Raw genomic sequence first — 13,185 nt, 5'->3', positions numbered from 1 at the left:
TAAGTAACGATATAATGTTTTTTATTGTTTCATTATTTGGTTAAATGAATTAAATTGAGGGATTCTTTTTTCATCTCTAGATTTATAGTATAATTAGGCATAATCAAAATAAAGAGGGTGATGTAATGAAATGCCCGAAATGTAATTCTACACAATCTAAAGTTGTAGATTCAAGGCATGCCGATGAATTAAATGCCATTCGAAGACGAAGAGAATGTGAAAATTGTGGAACACGTTTCACTACATTTGAACATATCGAAGTTAGTCAGCTTATAGTTGTGAAAAAAGATGGCACAAGAGAGCAGTTTTCAAGAGAAAAGATACTTAATGGACTTGTGCGTTCTTGTGAGAAACGACCAGTTAGATATCAACAACTTGAAGACATAACTAACAAGGTTGAATGGCAATTACGAGATGAAGGTCATACGGAAGTGTCTTCACGAGATATAGGTGAACACGTTATGAACTTGTTAATGCATGTTGATCAAGTTTCATATGTTAGATTTGCATCAGTCTATAAAGAATTTAAAGATGTTGATCAATTGTTAGCATCGATGCAAGGGATTTTAAGCGAAAACAAACGGAGTGATGCTTAAATGGGACGACAAGCCTTCGAATTCGGCTTAAGACCAAAGGATCAATTCAAAGTTATGCAACACTTTGATTTAAATACGAATCATTTAGAGGTATTGAATCGACTGTATACACCGCTAATTGGAACGCAAGCAGTGGGTTTATATCATTTTATGACTCAATTCGTTAAAGAAAGTCATAATGAAACATTGATTCTTTCTCATTATATTTTTATGAATGAACTTAAAATTAATTTACTAGAGTTTAGACAACAAATGGACTTACTTGAAGCGATTGGATTGTTAAAGGCGTTTGTCAAACATGATGAACAAGAAACACAATTTGTTTACCAATTAATTCAACCGCCTTCAGCACATTTATTTTTTAATGATCCAATGTTGTCAATCTTTTTATATAGTGAAGTCGAGCATCGTCGATTTCATGAGTTGAAGAAATACTTTGAGTATCAACAAATTGATTTGAGTGAATTTAAACAGGTAACAAGACAATTTACTGATGTTTTTAAAGTGCCGTCTACAAAAATAGATATCGATACAAGTGATATTCCGATTAATGAACCGTACCAAGGTATCGATTTATCAAATGAATCTTTTGACTTTGAAATGTTGAGACAAATGTTAGGTAAACATTTTATTAGTCAAGACATTGTTACCAAAGATGCAAAGCGTTTAATTACACAACTCGCGACTTTATATGGTTTAACAGCAGATGGCATGAAGCATGTTATTTTAAATTCAATTACAAGTGGACAACAGTTATCCTTTGAAGAAATGCGTAAACAAGCACGCTCGTATTACTTAATGGAACACGAAAATCAAATGCCTAAATTACAGGTGAAATCTCCTGCTACATCATCTTCGGCGGGCAAATCTTCAGAAGTGAATCCAAAGCCACAAAGTGATGAATGGTTTGAGTTACTTGAACAAACGAGTCCAATTGATATGTTAGCTTCTTGGTCTGAATCAGAACCAACTATATCGCAAAAGACAATGGTTGAAGAATTAATTGAACGTGAAAAAATGTCTTTTGGCGTCATTAATATTTTGTTGCAATTTGTCATGTTAAAAGAAGATATGAAACTTCCTAAAGCGTATATTTTGGAAATAGCATCAAATTGGAAGAAAAAAGGTATTAAGACAGCTAAAGAAGCATATAATTACGCTAAAAAAGTTAATCAACCTAAAAATGAGGGTTCTAGCGGAAATTACCAAAAGCGTGGTTCATACTATGGGCAGCGTAATCGTATTTCAAAAGAAAAAACACCTAAATGGTTAGAAAATAGAGATAAACCTAGTGAAGAAGATTCGGCTAAAGATAATAGCGTAGATGATCAACAATTAGAGCAAGATCGACAAGCATTTCTAGATAAATTATCTAAAAAATGGGAGGAGGACAGTCAATAATGAAGCAATTTAAAAGTATAATTAACACGTCGCAGGACTTTGAAAAAAGAATAGAAAAGATAAAAAAAGAAGTAATCAATGACCCAGATGTTAAGCAATTTTTGGAAGCGCATCGAGCTGAATTAACGAATGCTATGATTGATGAAGACTTAAATGTGTTACAAGAGTATAAAGATCAACAAAAACATTATGACGGTCATAAATTTGCTGATTGTCCAAATTTCGTAAAGGGGCATGTGCCTGAGTTATATGTTGATAATAACCGAATTAAAATACGCTATTTACAATGCCCATGTAAAATCAAGTACGACGAAGAACGCTTTGAAGCTGAGCTAATTACATCTCATCATATGCAACGAGATACTTTAAATGCCAAATTGAAAGATATTTATATGAATCATCGAGACCGTCTTGATGTAGCTATGGCAGCAGATGATATTTGTACAGCAATAACTAATGGGGAACAAGTGAAAGGCCTTTACCTTTATGGTCCATTTGGGACAGGTAAATCTTTTATTCTAGGTGCAATTGCGAATCAGCTCAAATCTAAGAAGGTACGTTCGACAATTATTTATTTACCGGAATTTATTAGAACATTAAAAGGTGGCTTTAAAGATGGTTCTTTTGAAAAGAAATTACATCGCGTAAGAGAAGCAAACATTTTAATGCTTGATGATATTGGGGCTGAAGAAGTGACTCCATGGGTGAGAGATGAGGTAATTGGACCTTTGCTACATTATCGAATGGTTCATGAATTACCAACATTCTTTAGTTCTAATTTTGACTATAGTGAATTGGAACATCATTTAGCGATGACTCGTGATGGTGAAGAGAAGACTAAAGCAGCACGTATTATTGAACGTGTCAAATCTTTGTCAACACCATACTTTTTATCAGGAGAAAATTTCAGAAACAATTGAATTTTAAAATGATTGGTGTATAATGAATACAAATCTAAATCGTTTAAATGATTGAAGACAAGATGATCTAATCAATATTACACAGAAAGCCATTGTTTGATGAGAATATGGTTAATAAATTAGATGATTACTACTTCATTTATGGTATTTGTAATGAATACCCGGATCAAGACCGTTATCTTAAGCAGAGATATTTAATACATAAATTGTATTAGATAACTAGGGTGGTACCACGACGATCTCGTCCCTTGTATAGGGGCGGGATTTTTTGTTTTTTTCAGACATAAATGTTTGTTGGTGTCATAAATTCCCTGTTTATTGTTAATAGGTTTAATGTTAAAACGATGATTGTTGTTCAATTTTTTAACGAGGTCAGATAAAAGTATTTATAAAGCAAATAGGAGGGTTTAACATGGAACAAATTAATATTCAATTTCCAGATGGTAATAAAAAGGCGTTTGATAAAGGTACTACTACTGAAGATATAGCACAATCAATTAGTCCTGGATTACGTAAAAAAGCTGTTGCCGGCAAATTTAACGGGCAACTTGTAGATTTAACTAAACCGCTTGAAACTGATGGATCAATTGAAATTGTGACACCAGGTAGTGAAGAAGCGTTAGAGGTATTACGTCATTCTACTGCACATTTAATGGCACACGCGATTAAAAGGTTATATGGTAATGTTAAATTTGGTGTAGGTCCTGTAATAGAAGGTGGATTCTACTATGACTTCGACATTGACCAAAACATCTCATCTGATGACTTTGAACAAATTGAAAAAACAATGAAACAAATCGTTAACGAAAATATGAAAATCGAACGAAAAGTGGTTTCACGAGATGAAGTGAAAGAGTTATTCAGCAATGATGAATACAAATTAGAATTAATCGACGCGATTCCTGAAGATGAAAATGTAACATTATATAGTCAAGGTGATTTTACTGATTTATGTCGTGGAGTTCACGTTCCATCAACAGCTAAAATTAAAGAGTTTAAACTATTATCTACAGCAGGTGCATACTGGCGTGGAGATAGTAACAACAAAATGTTACAACGTATATACGGTACTGCTTTCTTTGATAAAAAAGAATTGAAAGCACATTTACAAATGTTAGAAGAGCGTAAAGAACGTGATCATCGTAAAATTGGTAAAGAGTTAGAACTATTCACAAATAGCCAATTAGTTGGTGCTGGTTTGCCATTATGGTTACCTAACGGTGCAACAATTAGACGTGAAATTGAACGTTACATTGTTGATAAAGAAGTTAGCATGGGATATGACCACGTTTATACACCAGTACTTGCTAATGTTGATTTATACAAAACATCTGGTCACTGGGATCACTATCAAGAAGATATGTTCCCACCAATGCAGTTAGATGAAACTGAATCTATGGTATTACGTCCAATGAACTGTCCACATCATATGATGATTTATGCGAATAAACCACATTCATATCGTGAATTACCTATCCGTATCGCTGAGCTAGGAACGATGCATAGATATGAAGCAAGTGGTGCTGTATCAGGATTACAACGTGTTCGTGGTATGACTTTAAATGATTCACATATCTTTGTTCGACCTGATCAAATTAAAGAAGAATTCAAACGCGTTGTAAACATGATTATTGATGTGTATAAAGACTTTGGTTTCGAGGATTATAGCTTTAGATTAAGTTATAGAGACCCTGAAGATAAAGAAAAGTACTTTGATGATGATGATATGTGGAATAAAGCTGAAAATATGCTTAAAGAGGCAGCGGATGAGCTTGGCTTATCGTACGAAGAAGCGATTGGTGAAGCGGCATTCTATGGTCCGAAACTAGATGTTCAAGTTAAAACAGCGATGGGTAAAGAAGAGACATTATCAACAGCACAACTTGATTTCTTATTACCAGAACGTTTTGATTTAACTTATATTGGTCAAGATGGTGAACATCATCGTCCAGTTGTTATTCATCGTGGTGTTGTATCAACAATGGAACGATTTGTAGCATTTTTAACTGAAGAAACTAAAGGTGCATTCCCAACTTGGTTAGCGCCAAAACAAGTTCAAATCATTCCAGTTAACGTTGATTTACATTATGATTATGCGCGCCAATTACAAGATGAATTGAAATCTCAAGGCGTTCGTGTAAGTATTGATGACCGTAATGAAAAAATGGGTTATAAAATCAGAGAAGCTCAAATGCAAAAAATACCTTATCAAATCGTAGTTGGGGATAAGGAAGTTGAAAATAATCAAGTGAATGTGCGTCAATATGGATCGCAAGACCAAGAAACAGTTGAAAAAGATGAATTTATCTGGAATCTAGTTGATGAAATTCGTTTGAAAAAACATAGATAGACAGTTGTCGCAATAAAATGCTTTAAAACTTTTATTGCGTATCAAGTTTTACAGGGTTGATTATGCGTGATGAATCCTGTATATTACAAGTTAGTTAAAATATTAAATTGAGTTAGAGGTTGCATGTTTAATTAGTAACTTGTCAGAAGTATTTATGGTACATAAGTTGAACAAGTGAAAGGTAAAGATGCCGAAATAGATATAAACCATAAATTATATCTATTGGGACAGTTTTCGAATAGGAACTGTACTGTCACAGAATGTGATGTGCTACCTTATATAGATAATTGCCAAAGTGGTTGCATATCTTAAAGGTATGTAGCCACTTTTTTACTTTTAATATCACTATGTTCTGTAAAAAAGGGTATGAAAGTGAATAAAGGTTATTTATTTCTTGGCCTCTAAAACATGGAAAGGGAGCTTATATGTCAAAAGTTCAAAATGAAAGTAACAATGTTGTCAAAAGGGGACTTAAAGATCGTCATATTTCTATGATTGCGATTGGGGGTTGTATTGGTACAGGTTTATTTGTAACTTCTGGTGGAGCAATTCATGATGCAGGTGCTTTGGGTGCATTAATAGGATACGCAATTATCGGAATAATGGTATTTTTCTTAATGACGTCACTTGGCGAAATGGCTACGTATTTGCCAGTATCAGGTTCATTTAGTACATATGCTACAAGATTTGTTGATCCATCTTTAGGGTTTGCGCTTGGTTGGAACTATTGGTTTAACTGGGTAGTGACTGTAGCAGCAGATATTACGATTGCAGCACAAGTCATTCAATATTGGACACCATTGCAAGGCATACCCGCTTGGGCATGGAGTGCGTTGTTCTTAGTTATAATTTTTAGTCTGAATTCGTTATCAGTTCGCGTCTATGGTGAAAGTGAATACTGGTTGGCATTGATAAAAGTGGTTACAGTTATTGTTTTCATTGCAATTGGTTTATTAACGATTGTCGGAATCATGGGTGGTCATGTTGTAGGATTCGAAATATTTAATAAAGGTGAAGGTCCAATTCTTGGTGGCAACTTAGGAGGAAGTTTGTTATCAATTCTAGGTGTATTCTTAATCGCTGGTTTCTCATTCCAAGGTACTGAGTTAATTGGTATTACGGCTGGTGAATCAGAAAATCCTGAACGTGCTGTGCCGAAAGCAATTAAACAAGTATTCTGGAGAATTTTATTATTTTACATTTTAGCCATTTTTGTTATCGGTATGTTAATTCCTTATGATAGTAGTGCATTAATGGGGGGTAGTGATAATGTAGCAACGTCTCCATTCACATTAGTGTTTAAAAATGCTGGATTTGCGTTTGCAGCATCATTTATGAATGCAGTCATTTTAACGTCTGTGTTATCAGCAGGTAACTCAGGTATGTATGCTTCAACTCGAATGCTATATTCAATGAGTAAAGATAAATTAGCGTTTGAAGCATTTGGTAAAACAAATAAAAACGGTGTGCCATATATGTCGTTACTCGTTACAGCAATCATTGTAGTGATAATTTTCGTATTACAAAGCCTTACAAAAGGTGCATACGAATATATCGTTGCAGCAAGTGGTTTAACTGGTTTTATTGCTTGGGTAGGTATAGCAGTAAGTCATTATCGATTTAGAAGAGCATTTGATAAACAAAATTATGACAAATCTAAATTAAAATATACTGCTAAATTATTCCCATTCGGACCATTATTTGCTGGCTTTTTATGTATTGTAGTAATTATTGGTCAAGATGTTGACTTTATTAAAACAGGAGATTTTAATTTTAGTCGCTTCTTAATTACGTATATGGGAATTCCAGTATTTTTAGCATTCTTTATTTATCATAAGCTTCGATATAAAACGAAAAAAATTCCATTAGAACAAGTAGATTTACGTCAAGACGTGTCAATGGATGAAATAAAAGGTTAAAATAAAAATAATTACAGTTATAGTGTTGACTTAAATGTGAATTGTTGATATGATTAATAACGTTGAATACGAAACGAACCAAGTAGAAGCACCCGCTTCTCACCTGTAGCGACGCATAAAGCAGTTGGCAGGTTAATCACATTACACATAACTGTGTATAAGGAAGAGCGGGTATTTTATACCTGCTCTTCCTTTTTGCTTGGTGCAAATTTCGTAAAAATTTTGGAGGTGTCAACCATAGCAAAAGATCAAACTCAAATCAATGACAAAATTCGTGCAAAAGAATTACGTTTAATCGGTCAAGATGGTGAACAAATTGGTGTTAAATCAAAGCGTGAAGCTTTAGAAATGGCTGAACGTGTAGATTTAGACTTAGTGGTCGTTGCACCGAATGCGAAACCACCAGTTGCAAGAATTATGGATTACGGTAAATTCAAATTCGAACAACAGAAAAAAGAAAAAGAAATGAAAAAGAAACAAAAAATTATCAATGTTAAAGAAATTCGTTTAAGTCCAACAATTGAGGAACATGATTTCCAAACGAAGTTGAAAAACGGACGTAAATTCTTAACTAAAGGCGATAAATGTAAAGTATCTATTCGTTTCAGAGGGCGTGCCATTACGCATAAGGAAATTGGTCAACGTGTGCTAGAAAAATATGCAGATGAATGCAAAGATATAGCAACAGTTGAACAAAAACCTAAAATGGACGGGCGTCAAATGTTTATCATGTTAGCGCCAACAGCTGAAAAATAATTAAAGCTATTACAGGAGGACTTATATTATGCCAAAAATGAAAACTCACCGCGGAGCAGCTAAACGTGTTAAAAGAACTGCTTCAGGTCAATTAAAACGTTCAAGAGCTTTCACATCTCACTTATTCGCAAACAAGAGCACTAAACAAAAACGTCAATTACGTAAAGCTAGATTAGTGTCTAAGAGCGATATGAAACGTGTAAAACAATTATTAGCATACAAAAAATAAGAACAAATACAGAAATCGGTAGGAATTACCTAAGGAGGAATTTTTTATGCCACGAGTTAAAGGTGGAACAGTAACAAGAGCGCGTCGTAAAAAAACGATTAAATTAGCTAAAGGTTACTTCGGTTCAAAACATACATTATACAAAGTAGCTAAGCAACAAGTAATGAAATCAGGTCAATATGCTTTCCGTGACCGTCGTCAACGTAAACGTGACTTCCGTAAATTATGGATTACACGTATCAACGCAGCAGCTCGTCAACATGAAATGAGCTACTCACGTTTAATGAACGGTTTGAAAAAAGCTGGTATCGACATTAACCGTAAAATGTTATCAGAAATCGCAATTTCTGACGAAAAAGCATTTGCTCAATTAGTAACTAAAGCTAAAGATGCTTTAAAATAATAACACTTATAAAAAAGAGATGGCATTGTCATCTCTTTTTTATTTTTTAAATAGCAAAATGCCACATTTAATCGCTAAAATATGACATATTTGCTAAAATGCATTTAAGAGAACAAACATTAAAGTGAGGAGTTTTATACGATGTCTAAATTTGATGAACAAATCATTGTAGTACCTAGAGAAATTATTTTTAATAATGAAAAGAATACTTTCAATGGGTTTTTAAATAAGAATAAACCAGAAGGTCAAAATATTTTTGATGCGCTAAGTCAATATGAAGTTAAGCGACGCGGCGATATGGAAGAGGATCCATCATATAAACAACTCATTTCTTATTGTTTACTTGAAAATGAGCATGGCGAGATATTAGTGTATGAACGATTATCTGGCGGTGGAGAAGCTCGATTGCATGGACAATCTTCAATAGGTGTAGGCGGTCATATGAATGATGTTCCAGGAGCAGAATCTATTAACGAAGTATTGAGAGTTAATGCACAGAGAGAATTAGAAGAAGAAGTAGGTTTAAGTGAGCAAGATTCACAAAATATGGAATATATCGGTTTTATTAATGACGATAATAATGAAGTGGGCAAGGTACATATTGGTGTTGTATTTAAAATCACTGTAAGTACGAATGATGTAGAAGCTAAAGAAACAGATACTTTACGAATAAAATGGGTTGAAAAAGGCAACATAGAGTCATATGATGATTTCGAAACGTGGAGTGCATTAATCCTTCAAGATTTATAATCAAACGAGGTGACATATATGTCAGATATTATTCAGTTTCCTAACTCTTCGAAAAAGTTATATAAAGATATAAAACGTGCTGAACAAGACCAAAACTATGACCTGATGTATGAATATATTGTGCAATATGAACGTCAATTTGAACTCACTGAAGAAATAGCAATGATGAAATGCCGTATGTTATATGAGACGGGGTCATTTCTTGAATTAAGAGAAGAAACAATTGTCTTATTGAAAACTGGCATACAACAATATGATGCATTGATGATTTATTACGTGAAAAGTTTGATTGGTTTGGGACAATATTTTGAAGCGGTAGAAGTAATTCATCAAATTATTGATGAAGTCAAAGATCACAAAACAAGAATGGCATTACATCCTCTTAAAGAATTTGCTAAGTCAAAATTAATTGAAGATGAAAAACGATTGACTCAGTCATTAGCTGATTTTGATACGTTATCAATGAGGGAACAGACGCACTTGATTTTGAAGTTAATAGACAATGGTCATTTTCAATTTCAAGAAACGGTATTATATATATTAAAATCTAATACGTACAGTTATAACCTCATTAGTTTAATGATTGAGTATTTAAGGTTCGCAAATTGTACACAAGAACTGACAATTGAAAAGTATGGTATGGATGTAACTTTTGTACCAGCTAATTTAAAAGGGCTAGAACATACAACACTTAAAGAAAAAGTTATACCTAACGTTATGGAAACATTAAATGATGGTGCTTTACATATCGCTGAAGAAGCACACCATATTATGAATAATCACTCTATCATGATTTATCCAATTGATATTGAAACTTTGTTTGAAACGAATAAATGGATTAATGCATACGAATGTTATTTCAAAAATATGTTAGGACTTAAATGTGAATTACAAAGTATCGATGCATTTAATTTTATTCAGCAATTAGATTTGAATAATAATAGTTAAATTGTTGCAAAATAATACTCAGCATTTTAATATAGTTTTGACGAAAAAAGTTGATTTACAAATATATAAACGTTGTGATTTCAATGTTTGTATAGGGAATAGACGTATGATATAATAGGGAAGTTGAAAAAATAAATTAGTTAATCATGGAGGTATATATACATGACAGCAACTTGGGAAAAAAAGGAAGGTAACGAAGGTTTATTAACTGTTACTGTTCCTGCAGAAAAAGTAAACAAAGCGTTAGATCAAGCATTCAAAAAAGTGGTTAAACAAATTAACGTACCTGGATTCCGTAAAGGTAAAGTGCCACGTCCAATTTTTGAACAACGCTTTGGTGTAGAAGCATTATATCAAGATGCTATCGACATTTTATTACCAGATGCTTATGGTGAAGCAATTGACGAAACTGATATTAAACCAGTTGCACAACCAGAAGTAAGTGTTACTCAAATTGAAAAAGGTAAAGATTTCATTTTTGAAGCAACAGTTACAGTTGAGCCAGAAGTTAAATTAGGAGACTATAAAGGTCTTGAAATTGAAAAACAAGAAACTGAATTATCTGATGATGAGTTACAAGAAGCGATTGACCACAGCTTAGGACATTTAGCTGAAATGGTCGTTAAAGAAGATGGTGTTGTTGAAAATGGCGACACAGTTAACATCGACTTTAGTGGTTCAGTTGACGGAGAAGAATTCGAAGGTGGACAAGCTGAAGGTTACGATTTAGAAATCGGTTCAGGTTCATTCATACCTGGTTTCGAAGAGCAATTAGAAGGTATGAAAGTTGACGAAGAAAAAGATGTTGTCGTAACATTCCCAGAAGAATACCATGCTGAAGAATTAGCCGGTAAAGAAGCAACTTTCAAAACAAAAGTTAACGAAATTAAATTTAAAGAAGTCCCAGAATTAACAGATGAAATTGCTAATGAATTAGATGCAGAAGCAAATACAGTAGACGAGTACAAAGAAAACTTACGTAAACGTTTAGCTGAACAAAAAGCTACAGATGCTGAAAATGTTGAAAAAGAAGAAGCGATTACAAAAGCTACTGATAATACAACAATCGATATTCCTGAAGCAATGGTTAATACTGAATTAGATCGTATGGTGTCTGAATTTGCACAAAGAATTCAACAACAAGGTTTAGATTTACAAACGTACTTCCAAATCTCAGGTCAAGATGAAACTCAATTAAGAGAGCAAATGAAAGACGATGCAGAACAACGTGTTAAAACTAACTTAACTTTAACTGCGATCGCTGAAGCTGAAAAAATCGAAGCTACTGATGAAGATATCGATAAAGAATTAGAAAAAATGAGTAAACAATTTAATATCTCAGTTGAAGATATCAAAAATACTTTAGGTAATACTGATATCATTAAAAATGATGTTCGTATCCAAAAAGTTATCGATTTATTAAGAGATAACGCAAAGTTCGTTGAAGGAACTAAAGAAGATTAATCTTCATTAAATATTAAATTACAAAAATGAGTAGCAGATGCATAGCTTATGTATCTGCTACTATTCTTTAAGCAAAAAGTTTGTATGTTAATATGTTGCATTGTAACATCCAATCTAGTATAGTCTTTAACGAATAGGGGTGTAAAAAGAATGTTTAAATTCAATGAAGATGAAGAAAATTTGAAATGCTCTTTCTGCGGAAAAGACCAAGATCAAGTAAAAAAACTTGTAGCAGGAAGTGGTGTATATATTTGTAATGAGTGTATTGAATTATGCTCAGAAATCGTCGAAGAAGAATTAGCTCAAAACACTTCTGAAGCGATGACAGAATTACCTACTCCTAAAGAAATTATGGATCATTTAAACGAATATGTTATTGGTCAAGAAAAAGCTAAAAAATCTTTAGCTGTAGCTGTTTATAACCACTATAAGCGTATTCAACAATTAGGACCAAAAGAAGATGATGTTGAATTACAAAAAAGTAACATTGCATTAATTGGGCCAACAGGTAGTGGTAAAACATTATTAGCTCAAACCTTAGCCAAGACGTTGAATGTACCATTTGCAATTGCAGATGCGACAAGTTTAACTGAAGCTGGTTATGTAGGCGATGATGTTGAAAATATCTTGTTGAGATTAATTCAAGCAGCTGACTTTGACATTGATAAAGCCGAAAAAGGTATTATTTATGTAGATGAAATTGATAAAATTGCACGTAAATCTGAAAACACATCTATAACACGTGACGTTTCAGGTGAAGGTGTTCAACAAGCATTGCTTAAAATCTTAGAAGGTACGACTGCAAGTGTTCCGCCACAAGGTGGACGCAAACATCCAAACCAAGAAATGATTCAAATTGATACAACAAATATCTTATTTATTCTTGGTGGTGCCTTTGATGGTATTGAAGAAGTGATTAAGCGCCGTCTTGGTGAAAAAGTTATTGGTTTCTCAAGCAATGAAGCTGATAAATATGACGAACAAGCATTATTAGCACAAATTCGCCCAGAAGATTTGCAAGCCTATGGTTTGATTCCTGAATTTATCGGACGTGTGCCAATTGTAGCTAATTTAGAAACATTAGATGTAACTGCGTTGAAAAACATCTTAACGCAACCTAAAAATGCACTTGTGAAACAATATACTAAAATGCTGGAATTAGATGATGTGGATTTAGAGTTCACTGAAGAAGCTTTATCAGCAATTAGTGAAAAAGCAATTGAAAGAAAAACAGGTGCGCGTGGTTTACGTTCAATCATAGAAGAATCGTTAATCGATATTATGTTTGATGTGCCTTCTAACGAAAATGTAACGAAGGTAGTTATTACAGCACAAACAATTAATGAAGAAACTGAACCAGAACTATACGACGCAGAAGGCAATTTAATTAATAATAGTAAAACATCAGCTTAATCATTGATGTGTTATAAAAGTGAAAAGCTCCAATCA

General features: G+C 33.4%; 14 protein-coding genes, 1 riboswitch and 1 other annotated feature. All 14 genes read left to right on the top strand.

Going from position 1 to position 13,185, the window contains the following annotated elements; all coding sequences use genetic code 11:
- The first annotated feature begins 125 nt into the window (after positions 1–125).
- The 14 genes from nrdR (at position 126) to clpX (ending at position 13,149) form a co-directional block, all read left to right on the top strand.
- Complete coding sequence (gene nrdR, locus JG553_RS05595; protein WP_000650082.1) at positions 126–596, top strand: transcriptional regulator NrdR; 471 nt, start codon at positions 126–128, stop codon at positions 594–596.
- On the top strand, positions 597–1,997 hold the full coding sequence (locus JG553_RS05590; RefSeq protein WP_000533485.1) for a replicative helicase loading/DNA remodeling protein DnaB: 1,401 nt from the start codon (positions 597–599) through the stop codon (positions 1,995–1,997).
- Positions 1,997–2,917: a primosomal protein DnaI gene (dnaI, locus tag JG553_RS05585; protein ID WP_000808621.1), complete on the top strand. Its 921-nt coding sequence runs from the start codon at positions 1,997–1,999 to the stop codon at positions 2,915–2,917. Before JG553_RS05590 ends, dnaI begins: the two co-directional genes overlap by 1 nt.
- Positions 2,918–3,009: 92 nt before the next feature.
- Complete coding sequence (locus tag JG553_RS05580; protein WP_001790562.1) at positions 3,010–3,132, top strand: hypothetical protein; 123 nt, start codon at positions 3,010–3,012, stop codon at positions 3,130–3,132.
- A 197-nt stretch (positions 3,133–3,329) separates the two neighbouring features.
- Positions 3,330–5,267 carry a threonine--tRNA ligase gene (thrS, locus tag JG553_RS05575; protein ID WP_000435140.1) on the top strand — a complete coding sequence of 646 codons (1,938 nt, stop codon included), beginning with the start codon at positions 3,330–3,332 and terminating at the stop codon, positions 5,265–5,267.
- 105 nt (positions 5,268–5,372) lie between these two features.
- Positions 5,373–5,548: riboswitch (Lysine riboswitch) on the top strand.
- Positions 5,549–5,692: 144 nt separating this feature from the next.
- Positions 5,693–7,186 carry an amino acid permease gene (locus JG553_RS05570; RefSeq protein ID WP_000049154.1) on the top strand — a complete coding sequence of 498 codons (1,494 nt, stop codon included), beginning with the start codon at positions 5,693–5,695 and terminating at the stop codon, positions 7,184–7,186.
- 74 nt (positions 7,187–7,260) lie between these two features.
- Positions 7,261–7,386: a sequence feature (ribosomal protein L20 leader region), on the top strand.
- 28 nt (positions 7,387–7,414) lie between these two features.
- Positions 7,415–7,942: a translation initiation factor IF-3 gene (infC, locus tag JG553_RS05565; protein ID WP_001791162.1), complete on the top strand. Its 528-nt coding sequence runs from the start codon at positions 7,415–7,417 to the stop codon at positions 7,940–7,942.
- A gap of 28 nt (positions 7,943–7,970) precedes the next feature.
- A complete protein-coding gene (rpmI, locus tag JG553_RS05560) occupies positions 7,971–8,171 on the top strand; it encodes a 50S ribosomal protein L35 (RefSeq protein WP_001125540.1) in 201 nt (66 codons plus the stop codon).
- Between the two features lie 46 nt (positions 8,172–8,217).
- The gene (gene rplT / locus JG553_RS05555; RefSeq protein WP_001138360.1) at positions 8,218–8,574 is read left to right on the top strand and encodes a 50S ribosomal protein L20; all 357 of its coding nucleotides are present in this window, start codon (positions 8,218–8,220) and stop codon (positions 8,572–8,574) included.
- Positions 8,575–8,715: 141 nt separating this feature from the next.
- Positions 8,716–9,324: an NUDIX domain-containing protein gene (locus JG553_RS05550; protein ID WP_000032657.1), complete on the top strand. Its 609-nt coding sequence runs from the start codon at positions 8,716–8,718 to the stop codon at positions 9,322–9,324.
- 18 nt (positions 9,325–9,342) lie between these two features.
- A complete protein-coding gene (locus tag JG553_RS05545; RefSeq protein WP_001280018.1) occupies positions 9,343–10,272 on the top strand; it encodes a hypothetical protein in 930 nt (309 codons plus the stop codon).
- Positions 10,273–10,276: 4 nt separating this feature from the next.
- Complete coding sequence (locus tag JG553_RS05540) at positions 10,277–10,387, top strand: hypothetical protein (protein WP_011447025.1); 111 nt, start codon at positions 10,277–10,279, stop codon at positions 10,385–10,387.
- Between the two features lie 47 nt (positions 10,388–10,434).
- Entirely contained in the window at positions 10,435–11,736 is a 1,302-nt protein-coding gene (gene tig, locus JG553_RS05535) for a trigger factor (RefSeq protein WP_000127573.1), read from the top strand.
- Positions 11,737–11,886: 150 nt separating this feature from the next.
- Complete coding sequence (gene clpX, locus JG553_RS05530) at positions 11,887–13,149, top strand: ATP-dependent Clp protease ATP-binding subunit ClpX (protein ID WP_000472302.1); 1,263 nt, start codon at positions 11,887–11,889, stop codon at positions 13,147–13,149.
- Positions 13,150–13,185: the final 36 nt, after the last annotated feature.

Origin of the sequence: Staphylococcus sp. T93 (assembly GCF_016743875.1) — a bacterium.
Taxonomy (GTDB): domain Bacteria; phylum Bacillota; class Bacilli; order Staphylococcales; family Staphylococcaceae; genus Staphylococcus; species Staphylococcus aureus.
This window is presented reverse-complemented; position numbering and strand designations above follow the sequence as displayed.